The sequence below is a fragment of the Bacillus sp. FSL K6-2431 genome (assembly GCF_038005165.1).
GTDB lineage: Bacteria > Bacillota > Bacilli > Bacillales > Bacillaceae > Bacillus > Bacillus pumilus.
On sequence record NZ_JBBOSQ010000001.1, the window covers coordinates 763,996 to 790,017 of the forward strand.

Here is a 26,022-nt window from a genome sequence, read left to right on the forward strand (position 1 = left end):
TGGTTTTCACATCATCAATTGTTGCCCGTTTCCTTTTTTCATCTATATTTTCTGCTATTTCAAGCTTTTTATAGGTCTGTTATTCATTATAACAGGTTCTGACCGATTTTCAATTAATAATTATTATAATTTCTTTTTGATAATAATTATCATTATTGATGTAGATCCTTTCATCTCTTCTGAGCACAGTTTATTCAGATGAAAAGCAATTGAACACAAAAAAGAACCAAAGGAATGATCCTTGGTTCTTGAAATCATGTTTCGTTCTAAAAATCCGTCCACTCCTTGATTTGTTTTTTCGTCAGTGGACCTACATGATTTTTCACAATTTCCCCTTTTTCATTTATCAAAAAGCTGGTTGGAATGGTGATGATTTGGTATCTCTTCATCATTTCCCCTCGCTCATCTAGTATGACCGGGAATGTAAACTTTCTGTCTTTCACAAATTGGGCAACCGCATGTTTACTTTGTTCAGCCCCTAGTAAATTCACCGTTAAGATATCAACATCACTCTGATTTTCTTTCACGATCTGGTCAAATACGGGCAGCTCCATTTTGCAGGACGGGCACCATGTTGTCCAAAAATGCAAAATGGTCTTTTTTCCTTTCGCCGGAATCATCTGCGTTTCACCAGTTAATGTAGGAGCCTCTATCCTTGGCGCCATAACGGGCTCTTTCGCTTCAGCCTCGCTGCCTATGAGTAATAGAAGCAGGGTCATTATAAGAAGACTGGCGGGTAGATATTTACGATTCATCAGGATCTTCCTTCCCAGTTTTCTTATAGCTTGCCCGCTCGACGAAGAGGACATTCAAGCTTTTTTCATTCTAAGAAACATGGAAACGCCGAGCTCCTTACAAATCGTCGCATAATGCAGTGCAGTCAAGAGGAGCATGCCCGTATTCATCCCTAATATAACCCCCATCATATTCAAGCTTTCAATTGACCCGAGAAAATACACCATTGAAAACGAGACGACATGCACCCATATATTATGTAGGAACACATCTTTAATGAGCCCCATACCGATTAAGCACGCTTGAAATGGCATCACAAACAGGTGGCATAAAAAGTATGGCCAAAGCAGCTGTAAGTAGACAGCAGCTTGCGGTGAATCAAAAAAGAGCTGTGTGAGCGGATAAGCAAAATAATACATCACCATCACTGCCGGTACCCCGTACCCAAACGTAATGATTATTGCCTGCCTGACACGTTTTTTCACAAGATCATACTGACCTAAAGCATAGGCTTCAGATACACTCGGAATCATCACAATCATGATGGAATGAGCGATAAATGCAGGGAAAAAACCGATCGACATCGCGACACCAGCCAGCATGCCGTAATGATCAACAGCAAGTGTGCCAGAGATGCCTGCAGCAATAAGGGCACCTTTGATTAAAAACGGTTCTATCGCATTTGCGATCGCATGAAAAATCCGCATGCCCGTTGTTGGAATGGAGACAGCTAATAGGCGCTTTCTCACGTCAATTCCTCTTAATTCAACAGACCTGACATGGACAGCATTTTTCGCCATGACGTATTGGGAGTATAAATAAATAAAGACGACAAGATCACTCGCGACAATGACACCGATGGCAATGAGTACCGCTGTTTCAATATCAAACGAATACCAATGGAAGAACAAAAACAGGCAGATAAGCTGGATCGTTTTCTTCAGCATATTGGCAAGAGCGATCCTGCCCATTTGCTGCTTTCCCATAAAATAGCCGCGTGCAATCGAGGTAAACGCAATAATTGGAATAAGAGACAGCACAAGCCCTTTCATGAGCGGATGATACGACTGAAACACTGGAATGAACGGCAGGACAATCGCAGCGATCCCCGTTGTTGTACATGTCACCACAAGCGTCATTTTAAACGCATGGCGGAGCATACTTTTATGGAGCCGCTCATGCGATTCTGCAATGAATTTAGAAATGGAGACTGGCAGCTCTAAGCTGGCAATCACGAGGACCAGCATGATGATTGGAAGGATACTCATATATAGACCCATTCCATGTTCTCCAAGCTCTCTCGCTAAAATCATATTGACTAAAAACTCTATACACTCCGCAATGAAAGCTGCGACAGATAGCAGAATGACCCCTTTTACAAATCGATTCATGTAGCCTCCCCTTTATCTAAAGCAAATTCTTTTCACATTCTATGAGACAAGTCCTGAAAATATTTTGATAAATGAAGACAAAAAAAAGAGCGATCTGATTGATCGCTTCATTTCTTTATACAGCAAATACATGACGACCGATACGTTCTACAATTTTGCGAGAACGAATCCAGTTATCTGTTGCCGTTTTGGGATTATAAAAATAAATGGCCTTTGTTGTTCTGTCATGTTCTTTCACTACTTGCTTCACAGCTTTAACAGAATCTTGATCTGCTTTATCATGAATACTTCCATTCGATACTGGCTGGAAAGCATTTCGCTGATAAATAACACCTTTGACACTGTCAGGAAAAGAGCGATGCTCCACCCTGTTTAAGACGACGCTTGCCACAGCTTTTTTACCTGCGTAAGATTCACCTTTCGCTTCAGCATGTACCAATCGTGAGAGCAGTTCCATTTCCTCATTAGAATAGCGTTTGGCGCTTTCCTCGTTCGTCGTTTCTGATTTTACTCTTTTCTTTTGCTTCGGTTTTGAAGACATTTTTTCTGAAGACGTACTTAGCATTTTGACTTTCGGCTGACGCTTCTCCTCTGAAAATGCTGGGATGACTTGATCGTGTTCATCTTGATCTATATATGAAAGCTCATGCTTAACAGGTGCTTGTGAAAGTTCGTGACTTAATGTGCCTTGCTGCTCTTGTATGTTGTCCATCTTCATGGCTGCGATTAGCATAAGGATGACAAAAAGAGCGGTATGAATTTTCATCATTCGCCTCATTCCTCCTTTAATTAAAGTAGGCGGTAAGATACTTGTCCACTCTAACAAGAGCTCCTTCTATTTTCACGCACAAAGATTTGCATGCCTAACCAAATTCCGTCATTAAATGGCATGTCCTAGTTGAATTGCGTATCAACTGGAATTGTTAGCGCTTAAAAAGACCCCTTTTCCGCCTATAATCATCCTTATGCTCCTGATTATGGGTTATTACATTTTCTTTTCAGATGTATCAAGCTCGTTTGAAGTGTGACAAAAGAACTAAAATAAAAAAGCTTTCTCTCATTCATGAGAAAAAGCTTTAGCTTCTTGCTTCTGTAAGATATTCAAAAATAACATCTCCACCATGTTTCGCAATCCCGCGAAAATACTTAAAATCATCTTGATTCACCAAGATCGAACGAAACGTTAAAAAATCATCTTTTTGAATGGTCACTTGCTTTTCTGTCCCATTTCGTAACGATTCAAGTATTGTGAGGATTTGTTCTTCCGTCAAATAAACCGCTCCTTTACAGCCATCATCAAATATTAAATATATCATCCGTTAGGAAAGCATACAACGAAAACGAAACAAAAACGTCTTTATCCTTTACATTGGTATGAAAATATTGCAAAATACTTTTTAATAGGGAATGAAATCTGTTTTAAAGGAGAGGGATCGGTTGAAGATTGCAAAAATTGGAAATGTGATCGAATTTAGAAATGGTTTAACAGGTGTAGTTGAAAAAGTGAATGAAAACTCTGTCATTGTGGATGTCACCATTATGGACAACTATAGAGATTTAGAACTGGATTCACTAACAGTCGTTAATCATAAAAACTATAAAATCATCAAAGACTCCGTACATTAATTTGCAATCCTCAATTCAGACTATCGATACATACGTAAATACGAAGCAAAGCTGTTCATTTATTTGTTGAAAAGGTGAATAGTATTTCAGACAACTTTCTATTTTTATAAAGTGATGAGATGCAGTATTAGCTCTAGACAGGAGAAACTAAAATGCAAAATTCAAATGATATCATTGTGCGTTTTGGGAATATGGAAGACGCTGAAACTACTTTAGACATACAGTCATCAGTGATTGCTGAATCAGATTATTTACTTACAACGCCTGAAGAAAACAAAAAAACCCTTTTAGAACACAAGGCTTGGATACAAAAAAGAATAGAGAACGAAAACGAAACGTACATAGTTGCTCAAAAAGACGGAAAAGTCATTGGGTTTATAGCATTTGAAAATGGATCAAATAGAAAAAGAACTGCCCACGCAGGTTCATTTGGTTTGATGGTTCATAAGAGCTTTAGAGGTTTAGGCGTAGGGGAAATGTTGCTAACAGCGTTATTAAATTGGGCAGAAATGAATCCTTCGATCGAAAAGGTTAGTTTAGCCGTATTCTCTACAAATCAAAAGGCCATTTCTTTGTACAAAAAGATGGGATTCAGAGAAGAAGGTCGTAAAATAAAAGAATTTAAAATAAGTGAACATGAATACTGGGACGATGTTTTAATGTATAAACTTGTTTAATACCATAAAAATAGATGCAGAAATAAGGACATAACATAAATTGATTCATCAATTTGTTATGTCCTTTTCTTATTATTTCACCTGTACTAGTGTCAGTCTTTTTGCGTATGAAAGGTTTGCATTTCCGCTTTCGTTTTGTACATGTCAACTTCCTCTGGGGTGATAACGCCTTTATCGATTAAAAGTGCAATCACTCCAAGCAATGTGGAGGCACTCCATTTATATCGTTCTTTGTTTTGATGTTCGAGCATTTGAAGCTCTTCTTTTAGTTCCATCAGCAGCTTCTCTGTCTTTTCTTCTTTGTTTGCCAACTCAAACGCCTCCGTTATTCGTTCATTGCCTCTATTTTATCTCAAAGCAAATAAGATAAGCAAAAAACACAAATTACCTTTACAAACATACGTTCTGTCATGTATAATAAATTTACGAGCTGGTAGCCCCCAGCCGTCCTAGCAAGTTCTATTCCCAATTTTATGAGGAGAGCGACATGACTCTTCTCTTTTTTTATCACTTCAATCTAATTCATCCCATTCAAACCCATAAAAAAAGACATGTCATTAGGCATGTCTTTTCCTTTATTAGCGATTATCAATCGTTTCAGGATACATATCATGATTCATCATGCGATATGAAGCCATTTCTTCATATTTGGTACCAGGTTTTCCGTAGTTCGTGTACGGGTCAATTGAAATACCGCCTCTTGGTGTAAATTTGCCCCATACTTCAATGTATCTTGGGTCCATCAATTCAATGAGATCATTCATAATAATATTCATACAATCCTCATGAAAATCACCATGGTTACGGAAGCTGAACAAATACAATTTTAATGATTTACTTTCAACCATGATTTCATTTGGGATATAGCTGATATAAACTGTCGCAAAATCCGGCTGACCTGTTTGCGGACAAAGTGATGTAAATTCTGGGCAGTTGAATTTCACAAAATAATCTCTATTTGTATGTTTATTCGGAAATGTTTCAAGCACTTGTGGTGCATAATCAAACAAATAATTGGTTCCTTGATTTCCTAGTAAAGTGACACCTTCTAATTCTTCTGGTTTTCTTGTCGTCATGTCGTCTCTTCCTTTCTATACGCCTCGTTTATTGCCCCATAATAATGTGTGCAGCTGCGGCAGCACTCTTACGCGATTTAAGTCTGGGTCTTGCGCTACTTGATCGACAAGCGCTTCATACTTCTTTAATAAGTGCGTCAATAAGTACGCATCATCACCTGTTGTCGTGTCATCATTTCCTACCTGCAAATAAAAAGGAAGCTCTGGATATTTCGCATGAACATCCTTTGCATAGGCTAGATCATGATCGTCAAAAATCACGACCTTTAGGCTTGCATGCTGCAATCTATTTCCGTTTTTCAGCTCATCTATGATACGTGTGAGTTTCGCGAAATCTGTTTTCATATTTGAGCTTGGTGGCTTCGGAGAAATGGTTAAATCATCAATTTTCAAAAACCAGTCCTGATACATTGTCCCTTGTGTTTCAAGCGCTGTATCAATTCCTTCTTCGTGTAGCAAATCAATAAGTGATTCCATTTGCTTTAAAAGCGCAGGGTTTCCCCCTGAAATGGTGACATGAGAAAAAGCCTGTCCGCCTATTCTTTTTAATTCCTTGACAATGTCCTCTGCGTGAAGCCACTGAATGTCATGCTTTGCTGATCCATCCCAAGTAAAGGCGGAATCACACCAGCTGCAAGAGTAGTCACAGCCAGCCGTTCTGACAAACATGGTTTTTTGTCCAATGACCATCCCTTCTCCTTGAATGGTCGGACCAAAGATTTCTAATACAGGAATTGCTTTAGCCATTGTGTTCAACTCGTTTCGGCCGGTAAATGCAGTAGCTTGTTGGTGTCTCCCTAACAAAGACCTGAACACATACTGGTTTATTTGCTAAAGTCGATAAATATGCTGCGACTTTGTCATGCACTGTCTTTGCCACAACCTCTGTAGTAGGCATCGCGTATGGATCGGATGATGAGAATTCCTCATGATCATTGAGCAGCGTGTGATCATACTGTCCATGAATAAGTTTTTTCAGTGTACTAAAATTGACAAGGAAACCCGATTCATCTAGGTCATCTCCAGCAATGGTTATATTGATGGTGTACGTGTGACCATGTACACGGCTGCAAGCACCTGCATCCTCTCTTGGGATGAAATGGGCAGCTGATATATGCATATCCTTGTTCAATTCAAATGAGTATGGATGATTCGTTTGTGGATAGATTTGAGAAAGCATTTATTTTGCCTCCTTCATTTCCATATAAGTGTCATAGCCCTTTTTCCGAAGCTTACACGCAGGACATTCCCCGCAACCATGAGACATGATGCCATTATAGCAAGTGAGCGTTTCATTTTTCACAAAATCTAACGCATTCAGCTCATCTGCCAGCTTCCATGTTTCTGCTTTATTGAGCCACATGAGTGGTGTATGGATGACAAATGGTTTTTCCATCGCCAAATTCACTGTGACATTACAAGACTTTACAAACTCGTCACGGCAATCTGGATAGCCGCTAAAGTCTGTTTCACATACACCTGTGATAATATGTCTTGCACCGATCTGATACGCAAGAATAGAAGCGAAGGATAAGAATACTAAGTTTCGTCCTGGTACAAATGTGGAAGGCAGCTCTCCTTCTTTTTCCTCAATGTCAATGTCATCTCTTGTTAAAGCATTTGGTGCCAGCTGATTCAAAAGAGACATATCTAATAGATGGTTCTTCACACCTAACTTGTCAGCAATTCTTTTGGCGACATCAATTTCTTCTTGATGACGCTGATTATAATGAAAGGTCACGGTTTCTACCTCTTCGAATTGTTGAAGTGCCCATAATAAACATGTCGTACTGTCTTGTCCCCCGCTAAAGACAACGACTGCTTTTTCATTTTTCATCTTCTGTTCTCCTCCTTTTGCAGATCTATACTATCGTACAAAGCTGCATCTGAAAGGCTCATGAAAACCCCTATTTTTCTCAAAAGAAAAGACACCTTTACATGTGTATGAGGTGTCCCAGCCATAAAAAATAAAAAATGCCACATCCAAGGATACGGCAAGTCCTTAGTTTTTTATAGAGGGTTTTGCTAGAACCTCTCCCGTTTACACGGATTTTTGTTCAATTTTCACAGAGGATAGTGTACCACATATTTTCCATGCAGGCTATCCTTTCTTTACTTATCATGTGATGCAGGCACTTTTTTTAGAAAAAGAAAGAGGATAAAAAAGATGCTCACATAGCCAAAAATAGGATAAACTGTTGATATCAATGTACCGTAACCAATTTTACTAATCACATAGCAGCATAAGAGAATAAGGGATATTGTCAAGACACTGTTCATTCGTATATACGCCCTCACTTGTCTCTCAAGTCCATATAAATTGCCTATGACGGATGTAAAGACTTCGCCGAAGATCACAAATAAATAAATGAGGTGAATGGAATTTGCTACTTGATACACGACCTGAGCCATTGGAATATCAAACGCCTCCAGCATATCTAATGAAGAAAGAGATAAAAAGCATACAAATAAAATAATTGTCAGCATGACGCCCCCAAGCACAGCTCCCTTTTTAATCACCGCTTCAGAGGTCATTTCATTTGCGACGGGCACTAACACTGCTTGAGAAAGTGCCAAATTAAAAGCACCATATGAGATAGCTGATAAAATCCACTCTCCCTCACCCATTTGCAGCGCAAGAACATAACTTTCACTACTGCTAAAAACGAATGAATCAAGAAACACAATCATTGAAAAGAAAATAAGCATTGGGACGACGAGAACATTGACACCAAATAATCCTTTTGATCCTTTCAAAAGCACAATTACGCTCAGAATGATCGTCAAAAAGATCCCATATTCCTTCGATATGCCTAGCTGCTCTTCAAATATAGCACCTGCGCCAGAAATCATCACTGAAGTGACGCCTAATAAAATAAAAAACATGACGACATTAATATACCTGCTTGCAGCTGCGCCAAATAGAAACCGGTTCATATCTTGATAAGACTCTGCTTCAATTCGTTTAGAAATGAGCATCATTTTTGCCCCAAGTCCAGTAAAAATAGCGCCGCTAATCAAGATTCCGAATAATCCAATCCAGCCAAAACGAACAAAAAATTCTACGATTTCTTTTCCGGTCGCAAACCCAGCTCCAACCACTGTTCCTACATATACAAAGGCAAGCTGAAAAGCGGATTCATTTGAACGTTTCATGTGACCCCTCCGCACCCATCACTTTCGATTGTCTTTTTTTATCCTATGAGACAAGTTCCTTGAAAAGAAGGACAAACCATGATTAAATGCAAAAAAGGATTTTCACCCGCCTTTGAGCAAAACAGTTGAAAGTCAAAATAGGTCAGAGTATACTATAGTCAAAGATGGTCAAACAACAGACCATTTTCTTTAACATTCATTGGTCAAATAAAGTCAAACTTTTATCATAAGGAGGTCATGGCAAATGCGTTGTCAACATTGTCAAGTAAATGAAGCAACAATTCGCCTGAATATGCAAGTGAATTCATCCCGGAGCCAAATGGTTTTATGTGAAGATTGCTACACCTCTTTGATGGAGCAATCAAAAATGAAAATGGGACCTCAATTGTTCGGAGGAAGCTCATTCTTCTCTGGGCAAGAGCAAGCAGGACATACGCAAAACGTAGAGCAGCCAAAGCAAAAAGGCTTACTTGATGAACTTGGCCGCAATTTAACAGATGGCGCAAATGCTGGTTTAATTGATCCAGTCATCGGCCGTGATGAAGAAGTCGCAAGAGTCATTGAGATTTTAAATAGAAGAAATAAAAACAATCCTGTCCTCATTGGTGAACCAGGTGTTGGGAAAACAGCGATCGCTGAAGGACTTGCATTGAAAATTGCAAGTGGCGATGTACCAAATAAATTAAAGAACAAACAAATCTATTTATTAGATGTCTCCTCCCTTGTAGCGAATACAGGGATACGTGGTCAATTTGAGGAAAGAATGAAGCAGTTAATCAAAGAACTGCAAAGCCGTAAAAATATTATCTTATTTGTAGATGAAATCCATCTTCTTGTAGGCGCTGGATCTGCCGAGGGGTCAATGGATGCTGGAAACATCTTAAAACCAGCTCTTGCACGAGGCGAGCTCCAGCTAGTAGGTGCGACGACATTAAAAGAATATCGTCAAATTGAAAAAGATGCCGCACTTGAACGACGCTTCCAGCCCGTCATTGTAGATGAGCCAACACAAGCTGAAGCGATCGAAATTTTAAAAGGCATTCAAGATAAGTACGAAAGCTACCATGGCGTCACCTATTCAGACGAAGCCATTCAAGCGTGTGTTCAATTATCTTCCCGGTATATTCAAGACCGTCATCTGCCGGATAAAGCCATTGATTTAATGGATGAAGCAGGTTCAAAAGCGAACCTCTCCATTGATGCAGCAAGTGAAGATGAACTAACAAATCGTCTGAGAGAAATTGCTGCTGAAAAACAAGCCGCTTTAAAAGAAGAACAATACGAAAAAGCAGCGAAGCTTCGAGATGAAGAAGAGGCCATTGAAGCTAGACTTCAAAACAAAACAAATGACAAAGAACATGTCGTCACAGCAGAAGACATTCAAGCCATTGTGGAACAAAAAACAGGCATCCCTGTCGGCAAACTGCAAGCAGACGAACAAACCAAAATGAAAGAAATTGACGTCCGCTTAAAAGCACGAGTGATCGGTCAGGAACATGCGGTTGATAAGGTAGCGAAAGCTGTGAAGAGAAGCAGAGCCGGCTTAAAATCGAAACATAGACCAACTGGCTCCTTCCTATTCGTTGGACCAACAGGTGTCGGGAAAACCGAATTATCAAAAACACTAGCTGAAGAATTATTTGGTTCAAGAGATGCGATCATCCGTTTAGATATGAGTGAGTACATGGAGAAACACTCAGTATCTAAGCTCATCGGTTCTCCTCCTGGTTATGTTGGACATGATGAAGCGGGTCAACTGACGGAAAAAGTACGCAGAAAACCATACAGCATCATTTTGCTGGATGAAATCGAAAAAGCACACCCTGATGTGCAGCACATGTTCCTTCAAATCATGGAAGATGGCCGATTAACAGATAGCCAAGGTAGAACCGTCAGCTTTAAAGACACGGTCATTATTATGACAAGTAACGCAGGCAGCACAGATAAAACGGTCAAAGTCGGCTTCCAGTCTGATCAGGAAGAAGCAATTGAGGAGCAATCACTCATTGATTCACTCAGCGCCTATTTCAAGCCAGAATTCTTGAACCGTTTTGACAGCATCATTCAGTTTGATTCATTAGATCGAGATGATTTAGTGAAGATTGTGGATCTTTTGCTCAATGAGCTATCAGAACAATTAAAAGAGCAAAATTTAACTGTCCATGTGACAAATGAAGCGAAAGAAAAAATTGCAGAACTTGGATACCATCCTGCATTTGGTGCTCGTCCACTGCGAAGAACCATTCAAGAGCATGTTGAAGATCAAATGACGGAAATATTGCTTGAAGAAGAACAGCTTTCAGGATTTACTGTAGAAGTTGAAGATAACGAAATTGTCGTAAAAAAAGGATAAGTACATCTTAAGAAGGATCTATAGCTCCATCATGTTGCGGTGTCTAAGTTCCATCCGCACGCCGACGCTCCCTCGCCTCTATTCCTTTAAGATAAAAGAAAAAGAGGTGGATCACATGATGAATTGGAGCTATGATCTTGTCAAAATCATGTATGAGGAAAAATTAAAAGAGCTGCTTTTAATTGAAACCGCTCAAAGAAATTAAAAAGAAACTCCCTTTATATCAGAGGGAGTTTCTTTTTTAAGGTAATAGAAAGCGCTTTCGTCAAAAATTCTTCACAGAAACTGCCTTAATTTGATATTCAGACTAAAACCCTTCTAGAAGACACCGATATTAACTATAGAAAAAGATAGTTAAAGGATTTGGTGAGATAATGGACAAAACATCGTTAATAGGTATTATTTTAGCATTTATTGCACTGAGTGTCGGTATGGTTCTGAAAGGTGTAAGTCTAACCGCTCTTATCAACCCAGCGGCTATATTGATCATTGTGGTTGGGACGATTGCAGCTGTTGTCATCGCATTCCCATCTAGTGAAATTAAGAAAACACCAAAATTGTTCGGCAAAATTTTCAAAGACAACAAGCTTCCAACGATTCAAGAAATGATCCCTCTTTTTTCAAACTGGGCACAAATTGCGCGTCGTGAAGGTCTTTTAGCATTAGAAGCTAGCATTGAGGAAGTAGATGACGATTTCCTTAAGAACGGCTTAAGCATGGCGGTTGACGGTCAAAGTGCAGAATTTATTCGCGACGTCTTAACAGAGGAAGTTGACGCCATGTCTGAAAGACATCAGTCAGGCGCATTAATCTTTACACAAGCCGGTACATACGCTCCGACGCTTGGTGTACTTGGCGCCGTTGTCGGACTTATTGCTGCACTTGCTAACATGGGAGATATTGAAGCACTTGGACATGCAATCAGTGCAGCCTTCGTTGCCACACTGCTTGGGATTTTTACTGGGTATGTGTTATGGCATCCATTTGCCAACAAGCTAAAGCGTAAATCAAAGGAAGAAGTAAAACTTCGTCTAATTATGATTGAAGGGATCCTTTCTGTTCTTGAAGGTCAATCTCCAAAAGTGATTGAACAAAAACTTCTCATGTACTTACCAGCGAAAGAACGTGCAAATCTTGTCATTGAAGAAGGAGAAAAACAAAATGGCTAGGAAACGTAAAAAACATGATCACGATGACCATGTAGATGAATCTTGGCTGATCCCTTATGCCGATCTTCTGACGCTTCTACTCGCTCTCTTCATTGTGCTTTTTGCATCAAGTTCGATTGATGCGGCAAAGTATGAACAGATGGCCAAGTCTTTTAATGTCGTCTTTACGGGCGGTACAGGTGTCATGGATCAAACCAGCATGCAAAGCACTGAAGAAACTGAAAATAGCAACCAGACCAAAAAAGCAGCTGAAGAGGATGAAGAAGCTCAAGCGAAAGCTCGAGATCATGCCGTTCTCACAAAGGTCAAAAAGCAAGTGGATTCCTTCATTGCCAATAAGAAACTTGGAGCTAAGCTCGAAACAAAGCTCACGGACGAAGGTTTGCTCATTACGATAGAAGACAGTATCTTCTTTGATTCTGGCCGGGCGATTATTCGCCCTCAAGATGTCCCGTTAGCAAAGGAAATCTCAAAACTACTCGTCATTAACCCCGCTCGTGACATCGTCATTAGCGGACATACTGATAATGTTCCGATCAGAAATTCAGAATTTGAATCCAACTGGTATTTAAGTGCCATACGTGCTGTAAACTTTTTGAGTATTCTTCTTGAGAACAGCAATTTAAACCAAGAAAACTTTAGTACAAAAGGTTTCGGTGAATTCAAGCCAATCGCTTCAAATGATACAGCAGAAGGCAGAAGTAAAAACCGACGCGTAGAAGTACTTATTTTACCGATTGAGAAAAAAGCAAAATAAAAAAGGGAGCCCTCGGCTTCCTTTTTTATTTATTCTTTATGATCATATAAATGTTTTGCACGCAGTCCCACATGTTTAAGCATGTCAATGCAGGCATCCTTCTCTTCTTCGCTCAGGACACTGATCATCTCATGAATTTCTTTCGCATGATCTGGGAAGATATCATCAAGCAAAGCTCGTCCCTTCTCGGTAATATGCGCAAATGTGACCCTGCGGTCTTCTGCACAGGCCTTACGACTGAGGAGTTCTTTCTTCTCCAATTTATCGACCACATACGTGATGCTGCCGCTTGCAAGTAAAATCTTATCACCGATTTGCTGAAGCGGCTGATCCCCTTTATGATACAGCAATTCTAATACTGCAAATTCAGTCGGATTCAGCCCGTGCTTCACAATATGTTTGTTCATGTGATGATTAATTGAGCGATAGGCACGTGATAATACAATAAATAATTTCAAAGATTTTTCAACATTATGATTTTCCATTTTTTATCATCCTTTATGAAATACACCCCACTAATGTGACATTAATAAACAATAAGTAAAATGTCAACATTTTGATCTATCTTTAGCATGAAAATGAGACCAGAACGAATCACCTAATTTTTTAAAAATCACACAAGTCATCGTAATAAACATAGGTTCAATGCTATAATAAGTCTATTAGGTAATACGTTGGAGCGATGAATGATGAGTATACTGAAAGGGTTTTGGAAGAAGATCAGGCTGTACCTTATTTTGGTCATGATTCCAACCCTAATCATTAGTTATTTTATCTATGAAAAAGAAACGGAAAAAATCGACTTAAAAAACAAACAAACTGCTACACTTATGTTAAATATTCACAAAAACCAAATGAATTATTTAATTAGTGAAACAGAAGCGAGATTAACTTCACTTGCCATGGGATTTGACCAGCCTCTTGAGACGAAAAAAGTAAAAAACATCCTAGAGAAAATCTATAAACAAGAACCTCGTTTTTCAGGCCTGTATCTCCTAGACAAAAAAGGAAATGTAACAGTAAGCACCACACCATTAAAGGAAAAAATCAACCTATCATTCAGAGATTACTTTAAGCGCATTCAAGTGACCAAGCAGACGGTGATCACAGATAACTATGTGAGCCGAATTACAAAACAGCGGATTCTTTCCATTTGCGTGCCTGTGCTGGATGAAAACGAAGAAGTCACCAATGTGCTAGTCGCCGCCATTCAAATTGATTATTTAAGAAATATTATGAATGTATTGAACCCTGATCTTCATTTTAAGATGCTGAATCAAAATGGACATGTCGTGTTTACAAGTGGTCCACAGCCAGCATCAGAAAATGGCAGCACCGTGTCTACATATTTAGATGAAAACAGCTGGAAGCTAGAGGTCTATCCGCAACGCGCTTCTACAGGTGAAGTGCTGTCTGTTATGCTGATCCCTTTATCCAGTGCTTTTATTTTATTAAATATTTTATTCACACTTGTTCAATATGTTATTTTAAGGCGTCAAACCCAGCAGGAGCGTCACCAAAATGAAGCGCAAAAGCTTGAATTAATCGGAACCCTCGCAGCAAGTACGGCACACGAAATTCGCAACCCATTAACAGGGATTAGTGGATTTATACAGCTTTTGCAAAAGAAGTATCACTCTGAAGAAGATCAGCTCTATTTTTCTGTCATTGAAGAAGAAATTAAACGAATCAATCAAATCGTCAGTGAGTTTCTTGTATTAGGGAAACCAACGGCAGAAAAATGGCAGAATAACTCTGTCAAAGAAATTGTCAGTGAGATCATGCCGATCGTTTTCTCTGAGGCGAACCTTTATAATGTTGAGGTTGATTTGCAAATTAATACGATTCAAGATGTTGGGGTATATTGCACAAAGGATCACATCAAACAAGTCGTATTAAATGTAGCGAAGAACTCGTTAGAAGCGATGCCAAATGGCGGTCATTTGAAGATTTTAATTGAGGCTGAAAAAGAACATGTCATTATTAAAGTGAAGGATACAGGCGAGGGCATACAAGAAGAAATGTTAAAACATATCTTCCTCCCTTTTATTACGTCGAAGGAAAAAGGGACAGGTCTTGGGCTTGTTGTGTGTAAACGAATCATTTCGATGTATGGCGGAACAATTGATATCGAGAGCGAAGTGAATAAAGGAACAACCGTCATGATCATGCTTCCTTCTGCTCACTCAGCATAGCTGAAACATTCAGCCGGTTTTGCTTAGGCAAGACCGGTTTTTTCATGTCAATAAGAGGGACGGTTCACAGATAGAAGACTCATTTGAGTTACAAGATCATGAAAGGAGGGGGCAGATTGTTTCTCATGAAAAAGGAGATGCTGATACTCATTCATCAGGTTGTCCAGTTCTTGACTATATTTAATTGTCGTCTCACCAGTGTAGCCTTCTGCTTGAGCAGCTTCTACCATCTGTTTTCTCTTCTCATCAATGGACATTAGCAATTGTTCTTTTCTTACATAAATATTCATGATCTCAGCTCCCGCAATGAATTCGACTGTCTATGCTCAAAATGATCCGACACCAAAATTATACTTTATTTGTAAATTAAATTAAATATGCTAATTTTATTTAATTTTTTACAGCCTAAAGACCTCTTACCCAATCATATTTGGGGGTAAACTTCAAATTTGGACAGGACTGACACATGGATTAAACAGAATTTTATCCTATGTAGAAGATCAAAATCAACTATTTTCTTTCTCATTTTATGTCTATTTCCCTAAAAAAAAGCTGATCTTCCGCCTCATGCGGAATGATCAGCTTTTGTCATTAAACCTTTTCTTCCTCGTAAATTGGCACCCAGCCCTCAGTTGTGACAAATATGCGAACGGCAACCACTTTTCGATCCTCTTGAAGTGTAAAATAGTGACGAATATGTGGCGGAACAGAAATTAAATCGCCTGGATTCAGTCTCACGTCAAAAAAGACGCCATCCTTACCTTGAATGGCAAAGATTCCATGTCCGCTTACAATAAAGCGTACTTCGTCATCTGTATGGTGATGCTCACGCTGAAAATTTTGGAGCAGGTCATCTAGGTTTGGTGTGGCGTCAGATAATGAAATCACATCCTGCGCTTTGTATCCTCGTTTTTCAGATATACTCTCGATTTCCTTTTGGAAAACAGTCAAAATCTCTTCCTTTTCCTCATCTGTTAAATCATACTTTTCTGATAATCGGTTTGGAAGCTTTGCAATATCCCAATGCTCATAAATGACCCCTTGGTTTTCTAAATAGGCTGCCACCTCTTGCTCGCTTTCAAGTAATGTGTTCTCTTCGTTATGAATCAAAATCGTCGCCATGTGCTTTTCCTCCTTTTTATGTGACAAGCTGCTTTTGATAAAGCGTTAATTTCAAGTGGTAGCTAAACAAAAATTCATACGCCTCTAATACTCGTTTTGCTTCTGAGGCTGTTTTTCCCCAGACTGTGATGCCGTGATTTCGAATGAGCACAGCTCCTGATTCCGACTCTTCAGTGAGATGCTTTGCAAATTGTGCTGCAAGATGCGGGATATGGGCTGGATTTTCAATAATCGGTATCGACACTTCTGCATCCTCTTCCCAGTAACCAAGCGCTTTGATGATTTCGTTTCCTTTGAAACGAACCTCGCCCTTATCCCCATACAGCTCAGACATCACATTATTATCGATTGTATGAACATGGAGACAGCAGCCTGCATTCGTCTGCTCATACACGTAGTTGTGAAGTAATGTTTCAGCTGATGGTCTAAGCGGTTCGTTCGGATCAACAGGCTTACCTGCTGCATTTACTAAAACAAAGTCTTCATCTGTTTCTTTTCGTTTATCTTTACCGCTTGCCGTCACCAAAAACGTGATTGGATCATCCGACACCTTGATCGATAAATTGCCGCTTGTTCCGTAAAACCAGTCTCTTTGTGCCAGTTCACGTTTGACGTCTGCTAGCTCCTGCCAGCGCTTGCTCTTTGCGTCTGCCATTCCTTCACTTCCTTTATTTGATCAAATTGTGCTTTAAGATCAATAAATGTTTCATACTCTAGATGGACAAGCCCGAGCTCTTTACATTCGTTTAGCAAGTAGTCACGCGCAAATGTGAGATCCGCATGCTTTGCCGCCTCCACATCGGTGACTGAATCTCCAATCATGATAATGAAGTCATTCTCACAGGTCAGCTCTCGAATGATTGACGGCTTGCAGCATCCGCAGCCATTTTGACATTGCGAATCGCAGGCATGCGGCCATTCAATCTGAATATGCTCTTCCCCAAATGACGCATGATTGCAATAAATATCGTCTCGATCCACAATGCCCTCGAGTATGGGATAAACAAAGAAGTCCATCCCGCCGCTTAGCACATAGAAGGGAATATCAGCCTTTTTCACATGATCAACAAATTGCTTGAATCCTTCTCGAATCTCTGTATCTTCTAAAATAAACGATTGAATGGCTTCTTTTTGATCACTCGTCAGTAATTGAAACATCTGCCCGACGCCTTCTTGAATGGTGATCTCCTTTGTGAGAACATCGTCCTTCAGCTTCGTCCATTCGCTTGGTGCAAAGTGTTTCATGATGCGAATGATATTATCATTTTTCGTAATGGTTCCATCAAAATCACAACATACAATTGGTTTTTTCATTTATTCTGCTACCCTTCCCCATAGTTCAAGTGCTGCATTTAAATCTTGACAAGAAGCTGCCTTCTCTTGGATCGACTCTCCATGTATCACCGCATCAATGATCGATCGAAATGCTTTCCCTCCGCCGATGGCTCCACGCGGATGTCCGTGAATTCCTCCACCAGCATTTATCACATGATCGAGTCCAAAATCTTTCATCAAAACTGGAACCATTCCAGGATGAATGCCTGCTGACGGAACAGGGAACGTTTTTTGAACCGAATCCTCTTTTACACAAGCTTCATAGATTCCAAAGGCATCTTTTTTCGGAAGTGCGACCGACCCATACGGTGAGGGAAAAAGACTCAAATCAGCGCCAGCATATCGATTTAATTTACCTAAAAGAAGAGAATGGGAGAATCCATATTCGTGCGATGTTGTCAAAGCGCCGCTTACTGCGGGATGGGCCATAATAGGCAATCGAATATCTGGATCCTCAGCTAAGCTTTGCATGACATCTAACCCGTAGGCAAAAACATTGAATAAGAGTGCATCTGCTCCAAGCTCAGCTGCCTTTCTTGCTCGATCCTTTAGTTCAAAGGTTCTGCCTGTTAAATTAACGGCATATAGCGTTCGGTGCCCTGTCTCTTCATATGTTTCTTTTAATATCTTTTTTCCTTCTTTGATTCGTTCTTCAAAAGGGGCTAGTGGGCTCTCAAATAAAATTTCATCGTCTTTGATAAAGTCAACGCCGCCTAATGCTTGTAAACGGAGCTGTTCTTTTAAATCTGCCATATCACGGCCAATGACACCTTTAAAAATACTCATCAACAAAGGTCGATCAAACACGCCTACTTTTTTTCGTATGCCATCAATTCCAAATACCGGTCCTGGCAGACTTCTTTTCAATCGATCCGAGAATTGAATGTCGATTAGCTTCACTTTTCCATCTAGTGAAAGCTTTCCAAAGATCGTCGTCAAAACGGCCGGAATATCCGCTGAAAAGTTAGCCTCAGGATAAGCAATGGTCACCTCAGATTGATATAGGCCATTTTCGGCTGGAGCAAACTTTTCTGATACCTTTTCCACCCGGCCTTTATGCTTTTGAAGCTGCTCTTTTTTGAGCTGCGGCAAATCCGTCCATGATCCAACTGTTAAACCAAGCGCGATCTGCTCCGCTTTTCGGTTTACTTGTTCATCCTCTCGATGTGTTAATACGTATGTTGCCAGTAATTCACTCACTAGGAATCCCCTTTCGATTGCGTCATGCATATGGTCAATAAAAAAACCTCTCCAAGTGCTTTATCAGCGCCTTAAAGAGGTTGTTTCGTGTCATTCATCCGAATCTTATCTCTCAGCGCTTGCTGCAAGAATTAGCACCGTGCTTCATGGAAGTCGGTTGCCGGGCTTCATTGGGCTAGTCCCTCTGCCTACTCTTGATAAGAATATTCAATTTTCTTAAATATTGTCTGAATTATCGCACCGTTTATTCATGTTGTCAATGGCTTATTTTCAAACAGATTCAAGGAATCGATTCGCCGAGCGGCTTCTTTTAACCGCTCCTCATTTGTTAAAAGTCCTACTCTCACGTATCCTTCACCGTGAGTACCAAACCCATTCCCCGGCGCCACAACCACATGTGCTTTCTCTAATAATACGCCAGCAAAAGATTCAGATGTATATCCTTCTGGCACCTTTAGCCAAGCAAAAAACGACCCCTTTGGTGCAGTGACCTCCCAGCCAATCTCCTTGCAGGCAGCAATCCACACATTTCGCCGATTCTCATATCGATCATTTTGCACCTGTACGCACGTTTGGTCGCTTAACAAAGCTTCCGCTGCCGCATCTTGAGTGGCTTTGAACAGTGAAACAAACAGGTGATCCTGATAAAGCTCAATCGCTTCAATAACAGACGGATTTCCTGCTGCAAAACCTACTCTCCAGCCGGCCATATTATACGTTTTAGACAATGTGTATATTTCAATTCCTGTCTCTTTCGCTCCATCTGTTTGCAAAAAGCTGATTGGCTTTTCCCCATCAAACCCAATGCCGCCATAGGCAAAATCATGGACAACACAGAGCTTGTGATCTTTTGCGAATGTAACGGTTTCTTCAAAAAATGAACGGCTTGCCGTGGCACCTGTCGGATTGTTGGGATAATTTAAATACATCAACTTTGCTTTTTCCTTAACATCCTCAGGCAACCTGTCATAGTCAGGTAAAAAATCATTTTGTTCAAGAAGCGGCAGCGTCACCATCTGAGCTCCAGCAAGTACGGCACCTGACCAATAATCAGGATAACCTGGGTCTGGAACAAGGAGCGTATCACCGGGATTCAGCAGGCATTGCGGCAGCTCAACAAGCCCCGCTTTCCCGCCAAATAAAATCGCAATTTCCTTCATCGGATCAAGCGTGACACCATATTCTCTTTCATAAAAGGCAGCGGCAGCCTTTTTTAATTTCGCTGTTCCGCGGAATGACGAGTATTGATGATTTTCAGGTTTTAATACCGCTTCCTGCATGGCTTTTACAATGTGCGCGGGAGTTGGCTGGTCAGGATTTCCCTGCCCTAAATTAATAATATCTGCGCCTTCCTGCACCTTTTTCTGGACCTTTTGGACAAGGGATGCAAAAAATTGTGTCGGTAATTGTTTCAATACATCTGATTGCTGGAATTCCATTTTTCTTCACCTTCTATTCAAATTACGTAGCAATACAAATACTGTAATGGATTGTTTTACGAATTGTAAAGCAATTTTGAAAAAGGATTGACATGTGAAGCGCAGCTCTGATAATATCTTGAATTAAGAAATGCAAACAGACACGAGACAATGACATATTGATTTCTCTTATCGAGAGTTGGGCGAGGGATTTGGCCTTTTGACCCCAACAGCAACCGACCGTTAATACCACTGTGAAGTGGGGCGCAGCAAGTAAGCGCCAAGACAATTGTCTTATAGGGCACGGTGCTAATTCCATCAGACGTATGTGCTGAGAGATAAGAGAGGCTTTGAGCATACACACCATCAAGCCTCTTTCTCTCAGGAGAAAGAGGCTTTTTTATATGATTTGGAGGGGAAGCAATTGGTTACACTTACGGCATCATATGAAGAATTAACAGAAAGCTCGGCAGTTGCACTCGCAATTAGACTTGGCTTGATCCAAGAAAGCAGTCATTTGACATGTACGGAAATCGGGGACGGGAATTTAAATTACGTCTTTCATATTTTTGATCATAAACAAGAAAAAGGTTTGATCATCAAGCAGGCACTGCCCTACGCCAAGGTGGTCGGAGAGAGCTGGCCGCTTACATTAGACCGTGCGAGAATCGAAAGTACTGCCCTGATCAAGCAGTCAGAGTATACACCGCACCTCGTACCAGCAGTCTATTATTCAGATACAGCTCTTGCTGTGACGGCAATGGAGGATCTATCACACCTCGAAATCGTCAGAAAAGGGCTAATTGCCGGAAAACAATATCCGTATTTATCCGATCATGTCGGAGAATTTTTAGGAAAAACACTTTTTTACACTTCTGACTTTGCCACAAATCCTAAAATTAAAAAACAATTTGTGAAGCAATTTACGAATCCGGACCTTTGTGACATTACCGAAAAGCTCGTCTTCACAGATCCTTTCTTTGATAGCGGCACAAATGATTTCGAAGAAGAATTAAGAGAAGCTGCCGAAGCGCTTTGGGCAGATCTTGAAGTGCAGGCAAAAGCAGCTGAATTGAAGCGTATTTTCCTGACATCTGCCGAAACACTTGTTCATGGAGATCTTCATACAGGCAGTATTTTTGCAAGTGAGACGGAAACAAAAATCATTGATCCAGAATTCGCTTTTTATGGTCCCTTCGGATTCGATATTGGTCATTTTATCGCTAACCTGTTCCTAAATGCTTTGTCTCGTGAGAATGAACACGATCAGCAGCACCTTTTTGACCATGTCGTCAATGTATGGGCAACCTTCAAAGAAGTGTTCGCAAAAGCTTGGAAAGAAGACAGCATTGAAGCGTTTAGTGTATCAGACAGTTTTTTAGAAACAACCTTTGACCGTATTTTAAAAGAAGCGACAGGCTTTGCGGGCTGTGAACTTGTCCGCCGAACGATTGGCCTTGCTCATGCCGCTGATCTCGATGCGATCCCATCACCATCTAAACGGATTCAGCAGAAAAAAGCAGCACTTACGCTCGGAAAAACATTCATCAAACAATATCATGCAGTGGAAACAGCGTCTGACCTCGTCGCATTATTCCAGCAATCTGTAAAGGAGTGACGGGTTTTGTCTAAAGAATTTGAAGTCCCCCGTTCTGTCGAATGGGAAGAAAACCATATTAACATTTTGAATCAGCAAAAGTTACCGGCTGAAACTGAGTTTGAGCATCTATATACAAAAGAAGACGTGTATGATGCTATTGTCACGTTAAAAGTGCGGGGAGCACCTGCCATTGGCATTACAGCAGCTTTTGGACTGGCGCTCAGTGCCCAAGACATTGAGACAGAAGAAATTGATGTGTTTAGACAAGAAGTCATTCAGATAAAAGAATATTTAAACAGTGCTCGTCCAACCGCTGTGAATCTAGCTTGGGCATTAGAGCGATTGTTGCAGCGCATTGATCGTGCAGCTTCGGTCAATGCAGCCAAAACAGACCTTGTCCATGAGGCCATTCAAATTCAAATTGAAGATGAAGAAACATGCAGACAAATCGGTCAAAATGCACTCCAGCTCTTTAAATCGGGTGATCGGATTATGACCATTTGCAATGCAGGCTCCATCGCCACGAGCCGGTACGGAACAGCCCTTGCTCCATTTTATTTAGCCAAAAAGAAAAATCTCGATCTTCACATTTATGCCTGTGAAACACGCCCTGTTCTCCAAGGGGCTAGGCTGACAACATGGGAACTCATGCAAGGCGGCGTAGATGTGACGCTCATTACAGATAACATGGCAGCCCATACGATGAAAGAAAAACAAATTTCTGCAGTCATTGTTGGAGCTGATCGCATTGCCCGTAATGGAGATGCGGCGAACAAGATTGGCACGTTAAGTCTCGCCATTTTAGCCAAGCATTTTCAAATTCCGTTTTTTATAGCTGCACCGCTTTCTACCTTTGATATCTCAACCAAAAACGGGGCAGATATTCCAATAGAAGAGCGTGACCCGCTGGAAGTAAAGGAATTAAACGGCGTCCAAATTGCACCACCTGATGTTCAGGTATTCAATCCCGCCTTTGATGTCACTCCTCACCATCTCATTTCAGGGATCATTACAGAGAAAGGGATTATCACGTCGAACTATACAGAAGAGATTGATGCTCTGTTCACTGAAGGCATCTCACTCTGATCATAAAAAAAGCGCCGTGTACTTCTTATTTAAGAGCACCGCGCTTTTTTATTTCATTCGTTTTTGCTAAAATTTCTTTTTTCTGTTCTTCTGTCAAAACCTTCATTTTGACACATAGTGATGTGACGGCATACATTTTATTCTTTTTGTCCCAAAACATTCCCTAGCGCCCTCCTTTTTCCCTCAACCAACTTTTTTAGCTTAATAAAAGGATATGTCGCTTGGAAAACATTTGGAACAGGTCAATCGATTTATTTTTGAACAAATGGGATACCTTCTAATTCAAGCAGAACCGCTTTCATATCTGTCTTCGTTCCTGCATAGCCCGTCAGAGAACGGTCTTTTCCAATCACTCTGTGACAAGGGATAAAAATAGGTAATGCATTGCGTCTATTGGCTTGTCCAATCGCTCTCACAGCCTTTGGGTTACCAATTGCTTCTGCAATGTCTGCATAACTTTTTGATTCACCATACGGAATAGTCGAAAGTGCTGCCCACACTTGCTCTTGAAACGAAGTTCCCTTTTGCTTGAGCGGGAGATCGAATTCTTGGCGCTCACCCTTGAAATATTCATCTAGCTGCTTTTTTGCTTCTTGTAATACAGACGTTTCTTCTTCTTTTAGATTGGCTTCCTGTTTTTTTGCTAAAAACGGCTCATCATCAAACATCACTTCGATGATGGCGTCGTCTTTTTCTAGTATGTATAGTGCCCCAATTGGTGCGTGATAGACGGTATAATACACGTTAATGCTCTCCTTCTTGTTTCTTCTGCCTCAGTGGCAGCGTGAGATGAAAGACGGTTCCTACCCCTTCCTCACTTTCTACCTCAATGGTTCCTTGATGCTCTTCAATAATTTTATAACTAACCATTAAGCCAAGTCCAGTTCCTCTTTCTTTTGTCGTATAAAATGGTTCCCCTAGACGCCTCAGCTTGTCCTCTGCCATTCCGCACCCTTCATCCCGCAGTGAAATGACAATATGCTCTTCGCCCTTCCGCTGAATGCTCACATAGACATTTCCTTTTCTCGGCATGACTTCAATTGCATTTTTTAAAATGTTAATAAAGACTTGTTTTAATTGGTTTTGTTCACAATAAATGAGCGGAATCTCATCAATCACATTGAGATGCATTTGAACGTTGCCAAGATTCGCCTGTGCGTGCAACAGATCCATCGTGTCTTTCACAATTTGCACCACATTTTTTTCTTCAAATACGATGGCTTGCGGCTTTGCTAAAATCAAAAATTCGGTGATGATCGATTCAATTCTTTTCAGCTCTGAAGTGATGACATTGAAATAGAGCGAATACTCCCCTTCTATATTTCCTTTTAGCAGCTGAATGAAGCCTTTTAATGCTGTCATCGGGTTTCTAATTTCATGCGCAATTCCAGCGGCAAGCTCTCCGACCACATGAAGGGTATCTGATTTTCTCACCCGCTCTTCTAATTCCTTCCGCTCTGTCACATCTCTAAAGATCGCCAAATTCATATTATGAATGATGTTGCGTTTAAAAGAGAATTCCAATATCCGCTGATCTGGGTGGTTCAGCACAAATGGCACTTCATTGTCCATTTCATCTAATGACATCGCCTGGGCAGGCTGTGCCAAATGTTCAATTTGATAAGGCGCAAGGATGTGGAAAAGGTTCATTTCCGTTAAATGATCACTTTTCAATCCTAGTAGCTCGCTTGCGGATGGATTGACTTCGATAATGCGGTATTGGTTATCAAACAGAACAATGCCGTCCATTGATCCATTAAATACTTTACGAAATTTGAGCTCACTTTCGCGCAGCTCCTCCTCCATCCTTTTTCGATCACTCACATTACGTAAAATGGTTAAGTGCTGTCCTTCTAATACCGCATGCTTTGATGTAAACTCGAGCTCTTTAAACTGACCATTTGCCATTCTGAACAAAAGCTCTTCCCTTATTTCGTGATTCCGAATATATCGTCTTCTAGTCGGTCTATATCTCTGATCAGATTTCACGAGAAAGTCTGTGAGTTTTTTGCCAATCAGTGAATGCATAGGCAATTCAAAAATGCGGCAGGCTGATTCATTGGCTCTCACAATCTCTCCATCATCCGCCCATATGATGATCGCATCCATTGCATTTTCAAAAATTTCTCTAAAGCGTTCCTCACTTTTTAACAGCTTTTCTTCCATTAACCTTTTTTCTGTAATATCCCGCATGATGGACATATAAAAACCGCTCATCACATTTGATGTAATGGTGAGCTCGAATAATTTGTACTGGCCAGATTGTAGAGTAACAGGAAGCTCTCCTTTTGCTTTCCCTGTTTCTTTAAGTGACGTTAAAAGGTGCTGTAAGGATGGAAGATTTTCTTCGTCGACAAATTCATGTAAATAGCGATCGGTTAAATCAGTCTTTTGCAGCTCAAAGCTCTGACAAAAAGAATGATTCGCATCAATCATGCAGCCATCCTGATCAAAAATGACCATCCCGTCAATGGCTCGGTCAAACAAATCTTTGAACAACTGCTCATTCATGGAGCGTTCTCGTTCTAATATTTTCTTTGAGGAAATATCTCGCATGACGACAATATATTGCTGATTCATGGTGTCGTGCTCTGCGACAAATTCAATGTATTTTGTTTCACCATTTTCCAGCTGAATGGAGATTTCTCTTTTTAACGTACCTTTTCGAAAAAATAGATCGAGTGAGCATTCAATTTTATCTTTCGGGATGCCGTAAAGGAAATCTAGAACGGATTTATTGAGGAGGTCTTCTTTCGGTGTCTGTACAAGCCTGCATGTTGCTTCATTGGCTTGGATGATGTTGAGGTGCTGATCAAATATAAAAATGGCATCTAACGTCTTATTTAACAGCATTTTTTGCTGCATCAACTCTGTTCGCAAATATTCGTTCTCTTTTTCTAATTTTCTGATATCTTCTGCGCCATCGAGCGTTTCAGTCATTCTCTTACACTCCTTTTCCAGCCTCATTCCTCTACAATATTTCTACAATATTTTCATTGTTCCTTCATTCGACTCATAAAAAAAGATAACTTTTTACACGAAGACTGTCTCATTTATTTCATTTGGATGACAGGATCGAACCTCGATTCTCTTTTCTTACGCTTCTTTTACAGCCGTTCTACAATT

Annotated in this window: 28 protein-coding genes and 3 riboswitches; of the genes, 8 read left to right on the forward strand and 20 right to left on the reverse strand. The window is 40.4% G+C overall.

The features are described from left to right. Positions 1–266: 266 nt before the first annotated feature. The 4 genes from stoA to MHH40_RS03865 all read right to left on the reverse strand — a co-directional run bounded on the left by stoA (position 267) and on the right by MHH40_RS03865 (position 3,397). Complete coding sequence (gene stoA, locus MHH40_RS03850) at positions 267–755, reverse strand: endospore biogenesis thiol-disulfide oxidoreductase StoA (protein ID WP_050945161.1); 489 nt, start codon at positions 753–755, stop codon at positions 267–269. A 54-nt stretch (positions 756–809) separates the two neighbouring features. Further along, complete coding sequence (locus MHH40_RS03855; RefSeq protein WP_050945162.1) at positions 810–2,126, reverse strand: polysaccharide biosynthesis protein; 1,317 nt, start codon at positions 2,124–2,126, stop codon at positions 810–812. A gap of 115 nt (positions 2,127–2,241) precedes the next feature. Further along, a complete protein-coding gene (locus tag MHH40_RS03860) occupies positions 2,242–2,895 on the reverse strand; it encodes a cell wall hydrolase (RefSeq protein WP_003211234.1) in 654 nt (217 codons plus the stop codon). Between the two features lie 307 nt (positions 2,896–3,202). Further along, positions 3,203–3,397, reverse strand: coding sequence for a hypothetical protein (locus MHH40_RS03865; protein ID WP_044139794.1), 195 nt, complete (start codon positions 3,395–3,397; stop codon positions 3,203–3,205). A gap of 166 nt (positions 3,398–3,563) precedes the next feature. Between MHH40_RS03865 and MHH40_RS03870 the strand changes: the two genes are divergently transcribed. After that, positions 3,564–3,752: a YkvS family protein gene (locus tag MHH40_RS03870; protein WP_003211747.1), complete on the forward strand. Its 189-nt coding sequence runs from the start codon at positions 3,564–3,566 to the stop codon at positions 3,750–3,752. 152 nt (positions 3,753–3,904) lie between these two features. Next, positions 3,905–4,429 (forward strand): GNAT family N-acetyltransferase, encoded by a 525-nt coding sequence (locus tag MHH40_RS03875; RefSeq protein ID WP_003211151.1) that lies wholly within the window; start codon positions 3,905–3,907, stop codon positions 4,427–4,429. 92 nt (positions 4,430–4,521) lie between these two features. Here MHH40_RS03875 and MHH40_RS03880 read toward each other — a convergent pair whose 3' ends face one another. From MHH40_RS03880 to MHH40_RS03905, 6 genes are all read right to left on the reverse strand, one after another. Then, complete coding sequence (locus MHH40_RS03880) at positions 4,522–4,740, reverse strand: hypothetical protein (RefSeq protein ID WP_044139792.1); 219 nt, start codon at positions 4,738–4,740, stop codon at positions 4,522–4,524. Between the two features lie 267 nt (positions 4,741–5,007). Next, complete coding sequence (gene queF / locus MHH40_RS03885) at positions 5,008–5,505, reverse strand: preQ(1) synthase (RefSeq protein WP_003211403.1); 498 nt, start codon at positions 5,503–5,505, stop codon at positions 5,008–5,010. Between the two features lie 15 nt (positions 5,506–5,520). After that, positions 5,521–6,252, reverse strand: coding sequence for a 7-carboxy-7-deazaguanine synthase QueE (queE, locus tag MHH40_RS03890; protein ID WP_050945163.1), 732 nt, complete (start codon positions 6,250–6,252; stop codon positions 5,521–5,523). Further along, positions 6,245–6,685 (reverse strand): 6-carboxytetrahydropterin synthase QueD, encoded by a 441-nt coding sequence (queD, locus tag MHH40_RS03895; protein WP_050945164.1) that lies wholly within the window; start codon positions 6,683–6,685, stop codon positions 6,245–6,247. The genes queE and queD overlap by 8 nt, the downstream gene beginning before the upstream one ends. Continuing rightward, the gene (queC, locus tag MHH40_RS03900) at positions 6,686–7,342 is read right to left on the reverse strand and encodes a 7-cyano-7-deazaguanine synthase QueC (RefSeq protein ID WP_050945165.1); all 657 of its coding nucleotides are present in this window, start codon (positions 7,340–7,342) and stop codon (positions 6,686–6,688) included. A gap of 159 nt (positions 7,343–7,501) precedes the next feature. Next, positions 7,502–7,546: riboswitch (PreQ1 riboswitch) on the reverse strand. 71 nt (positions 7,547–7,617) lie between these two features. Further along, the gene (locus MHH40_RS03905) at positions 7,618–8,661 is read right to left on the reverse strand and encodes a YkvI family membrane protein (protein ID WP_050945166.1); all 1,044 of its coding nucleotides are present in this window, start codon (positions 8,659–8,661) and stop codon (positions 7,618–7,620) included. Positions 8,662–8,905: 244 nt separating this feature from the next. Here MHH40_RS03905 and MHH40_RS03910 point away from each other — a divergent pair, with 244 nt between their 5' ends. The 3 genes from MHH40_RS03910 (at position 8,906) to motB (ending at position 12,940) form a co-directional block, all read left to right on the forward strand. Beyond that, positions 8,906–11,014 (forward strand): ATP-dependent Clp protease ATP-binding subunit, encoded by a 2,109-nt coding sequence (locus MHH40_RS03910; protein ID WP_340900640.1) that lies wholly within the window; start codon positions 8,906–8,908, stop codon positions 11,012–11,014. Positions 11,015–11,388: 374 nt separating this feature from the next. Next, entirely contained in the window at positions 11,389–12,183 is a 795-nt protein-coding gene (gene motA / locus MHH40_RS03915; RefSeq protein WP_003212085.1) for a flagellar motor stator protein MotA, read from the forward strand. Then, complete coding sequence (gene motB, locus MHH40_RS03920; protein WP_003211671.1) at positions 12,176–12,940, forward strand: flagellar motor protein MotB; 765 nt, start codon at positions 12,176–12,178, stop codon at positions 12,938–12,940. Before motA ends, motB begins: the two co-directional genes overlap by 8 nt. A 29-nt stretch (positions 12,941–12,969) precedes the next feature. Here the strand turns inward: motB and MHH40_RS03925 are convergent, their stop codons facing one another. Then, the gene (locus MHH40_RS03925; protein WP_340900643.1) at positions 12,970–13,425 is read right to left on the reverse strand and encodes a MarR family winged helix-turn-helix transcriptional regulator; all 456 of its coding nucleotides are present in this window, start codon (positions 13,423–13,425) and stop codon (positions 12,970–12,972) included. A 204-nt stretch (positions 13,426–13,629) separates the two neighbouring features. On the opposite strand from MHH40_RS03925, the gene MHH40_RS03930 reads away from it, so the two are divergent. Next, positions 13,630–15,135, forward strand: a complete 1,506-nt coding sequence (locus MHH40_RS03930) for an ATP-binding protein (protein WP_034619953.1) — start codon at positions 13,630–13,632, stop codon at positions 15,133–15,135. 47 nt (positions 15,136–15,182) lie between these two features. On the opposite strand, the gene MHH40_RS03935 is transcribed toward MHH40_RS03930, so the two are convergent. The 6 genes from MHH40_RS03935 to MHH40_RS03960 form a co-directional block, all read right to left on the reverse strand. After that, positions 15,183–15,425: an aspartyl-phosphate phosphatase Spo0E family protein gene (locus MHH40_RS03935; protein ID WP_050945168.1), complete on the reverse strand. Its 243-nt coding sequence runs from the start codon at positions 15,423–15,425 to the stop codon at positions 15,183–15,185. Between the two features lie 301 nt (positions 15,426–15,726). Then, positions 15,727–16,257, reverse strand: coding sequence for a 1,2-dihydroxy-3-keto-5-methylthiopentene dioxygenase (locus tag MHH40_RS03940; RefSeq protein ID WP_003210925.1), 531 nt, complete (start codon positions 16,255–16,257; stop codon positions 15,727–15,729). Between the two features lie 16 nt (positions 16,258–16,273). Continuing rightward, on the reverse strand, positions 16,274–16,912 hold the full coding sequence (locus tag MHH40_RS03945; protein WP_050945169.1) for a methylthioribulose 1-phosphate dehydratase: 639 nt from the start codon (positions 16,910–16,912) through the stop codon (positions 16,274–16,276). Next, entirely contained in the window at positions 16,876–17,571 is a 696-nt protein-coding gene (locus MHH40_RS03950) for a 2-hydroxy-3-keto-5-methylthiopentenyl-1-phosphate phosphatase (protein WP_050945170.1), read from the reverse strand. Before MHH40_RS03950 ends, MHH40_RS03945 begins: the two co-directional genes overlap by 37 nt. After that, positions 17,572–18,792: a 2,3-diketo-5-methylthiopentyl-1-phosphate enolase gene (gene mtnW / locus MHH40_RS03955; RefSeq protein WP_050945171.1), complete on the reverse strand. Its 1,221-nt coding sequence runs from the start codon at positions 18,790–18,792 to the stop codon at positions 17,572–17,574. A gap of 102 nt (positions 18,793–18,894) precedes the next feature. After that, positions 18,895–18,996: riboswitch (SAM riboswitch) on the reverse strand. 44 nt (positions 18,997–19,040) lie between these two features. Further along, positions 19,041–20,231, reverse strand: a complete 1,191-nt coding sequence (locus tag MHH40_RS03960) for a pyridoxal phosphate-dependent aminotransferase (RefSeq protein ID WP_050945172.1) — start codon at positions 20,229–20,231, stop codon at positions 19,041–19,043. 165 nt (positions 20,232–20,396) lie between these two features. Further along, a riboswitch (SAM riboswitch) is annotated at positions 20,397–20,555 on the forward strand. A gap of 79 nt (positions 20,556–20,634) precedes the next feature. Between MHH40_RS03960 and mtnK the strand changes: the two genes are divergently transcribed. Further along, positions 20,635–21,828 (forward strand): S-methyl-5-thioribose kinase, encoded by a 1,194-nt coding sequence (mtnK, locus tag MHH40_RS03965; RefSeq protein WP_050945173.1) that lies wholly within the window; start codon positions 20,635–20,637, stop codon positions 21,826–21,828. A 6-nt stretch (positions 21,829–21,834) separates the two neighbouring features. Beyond that, the gene (mtnA, locus tag MHH40_RS03970) at positions 21,835–22,896 is read left to right on the forward strand and encodes an S-methyl-5-thioribose-1-phosphate isomerase (protein ID WP_050945174.1); all 1,062 of its coding nucleotides are present in this window, start codon (positions 21,835–21,837) and stop codon (positions 22,894–22,896) included. A 25-nt stretch (positions 22,897–22,921) separates the two neighbouring features. On the opposite strand, the gene MHH40_RS03975 is transcribed toward mtnA, so the two are convergent. From MHH40_RS03975 to MHH40_RS03985, 3 genes are all read right to left on the reverse strand, one after another. After that, positions 22,922–23,056, reverse strand: coding sequence for a hypothetical protein (locus MHH40_RS03975; protein WP_003211599.1), 135 nt, complete (start codon positions 23,054–23,056; stop codon positions 22,922–22,924). Positions 23,057–23,147: 91 nt separating this feature from the next. Then, the gene (locus tag MHH40_RS03980; RefSeq protein ID WP_106918386.1) at positions 23,148–23,639 is read right to left on the reverse strand and encodes a methylated-DNA--[protein]-cysteine S-methyltransferase; all 492 of its coding nucleotides are present in this window, start codon (positions 23,637–23,639) and stop codon (positions 23,148–23,150) included. 1 nt (position 23,640) lies between these two features. Then, positions 23,641–25,836: a PAS domain-containing sensor histidine kinase gene (locus MHH40_RS03985; protein ID WP_050945176.1), complete on the reverse strand. Its 2,196-nt coding sequence runs from the start codon at positions 25,834–25,836 to the stop codon at positions 23,641–23,643. Between the last annotated feature and the right edge of the window lie 186 nt (positions 25,837–26,022).

Excerpts from the sequence above, each read along its gene's own strand:
- stoA (WP_050945161.1), bottom strand. The coding sequence starts at position 755 with ATGAATCGTAAATATCTACCCGCCAGTCTTCTTATAATGACCCTGCTT.
- MHH40_RS03855 (WP_050945162.1), bottom strand. The coding sequence starts at position 2,126 with ATGAATCGATTTGTAAAAGGGGTCATTCTGCTATCTGTCGCAGCTTTC.
- MHH40_RS03860 (WP_003211234.1), bottom strand. The coding sequence starts at position 2,895 with ATGATGAAAATTCATACCGCTCTTTTTGTCATCCTTATGCTAATCGCA.
- MHH40_RS03875 (WP_003211151.1), top strand. The coding sequence starts at position 3,905 with ATGCAAAATTCAAATGATATCATTGTGCGTTTTGGGAATATGGAAGAC.
- queF (WP_003211403.1), bottom strand. The coding sequence starts at position 5,505 with ATGACGACAAGAAAACCAGAAGAATTAGAAGGTGTCACTTTACTAGGA.
- queE (WP_050945163.1), bottom strand. The coding sequence starts at position 6,252 with ATGGCTAAAGCAATTCCTGTATTAGAAATCTTTGGTCCGACCATTCAA.
- queD (WP_050945164.1), bottom strand. The coding sequence starts at position 6,685 with ATGCTTTCTCAAATCTATCCACAAACGAATCATCCATACTCATTTGAA.
- queC (WP_050945165.1), bottom strand. The coding sequence starts at position 7,342 with ATGAAAAATGAAAAAGCAGTCGTTGTCTTTAGCGGGGGACAAGACAGT.
- MHH40_RS03905 (WP_050945166.1), bottom strand. The coding sequence starts at position 8,661 with ATGAAACGTTCAAATGAATCCGCTTTTCAGCTTGCCTTTGTATATGTA.
- MHH40_RS03910 (WP_340900640.1), top strand. The coding sequence starts at position 8,906 with ATGCGTTGTCAACATTGTCAAGTAAATGAAGCAACAATTCGCCTGAAT.
- motA (WP_003212085.1), top strand. The coding sequence starts at position 11,389 with ATGGACAAAACATCGTTAATAGGTATTATTTTAGCATTTATTGCACTG.
- motB (WP_003211671.1), top strand. The coding sequence starts at position 12,176 with ATGGCTAGGAAACGTAAAAAACATGATCACGATGACCATGTAGATGAA.
- MHH40_RS03925 (WP_340900643.1), bottom strand. The coding sequence starts at position 13,425 with ATGGAAAATCATAATGTTGAAAAATCTTTGAAATTATTTATTGTATTA.
- MHH40_RS03930 (WP_034619953.1), top strand. The coding sequence starts at position 13,630 with ATGAGTATACTGAAAGGGTTTTGGAAGAAGATCAGGCTGTACCTTATT.
- MHH40_RS03935 (WP_050945168.1), bottom strand. The coding sequence starts at position 15,425 with ATGAATATTTATGTAAGAAAAGAACAATTGCTAATGTCCATTGATGAG.
- MHH40_RS03940 (WP_003210925.1), bottom strand. The coding sequence starts at position 16,257 with ATGGCGACGATTTTGATTCATAACGAAGAGAACACATTACTTGAAAGC.
- MHH40_RS03945 (WP_050945169.1), bottom strand. The coding sequence starts at position 16,912 with ATGGCAGACGCAAAGAGCAAGCGCTGGCAGGAGCTAGCAGACGTCAAA.
- MHH40_RS03950 (WP_050945170.1), bottom strand. The coding sequence starts at position 17,571 with ATGAAAAAACCAATTGTATGTTGTGATTTTGATGGAACCATTACGAAA.
- MHH40_RS03960 (WP_050945172.1), bottom strand. The coding sequence starts at position 20,231 with ATGGAATTCCAGCAATCAGATGTATTGAAACAATTACCGACACAATTT.
- MHH40_RS03975 (WP_003211599.1), bottom strand. The coding sequence starts at position 23,056 with ATGTTTTGGGACAAAAAGAATAAAATGTATGCCGTCACATCACTATGT.
- MHH40_RS03985 (WP_050945176.1), bottom strand. The coding sequence starts at position 25,836 with ATGACTGAAACGCTCGATGGCGCAGAAGATATCAGAAAATTAGAAAAA.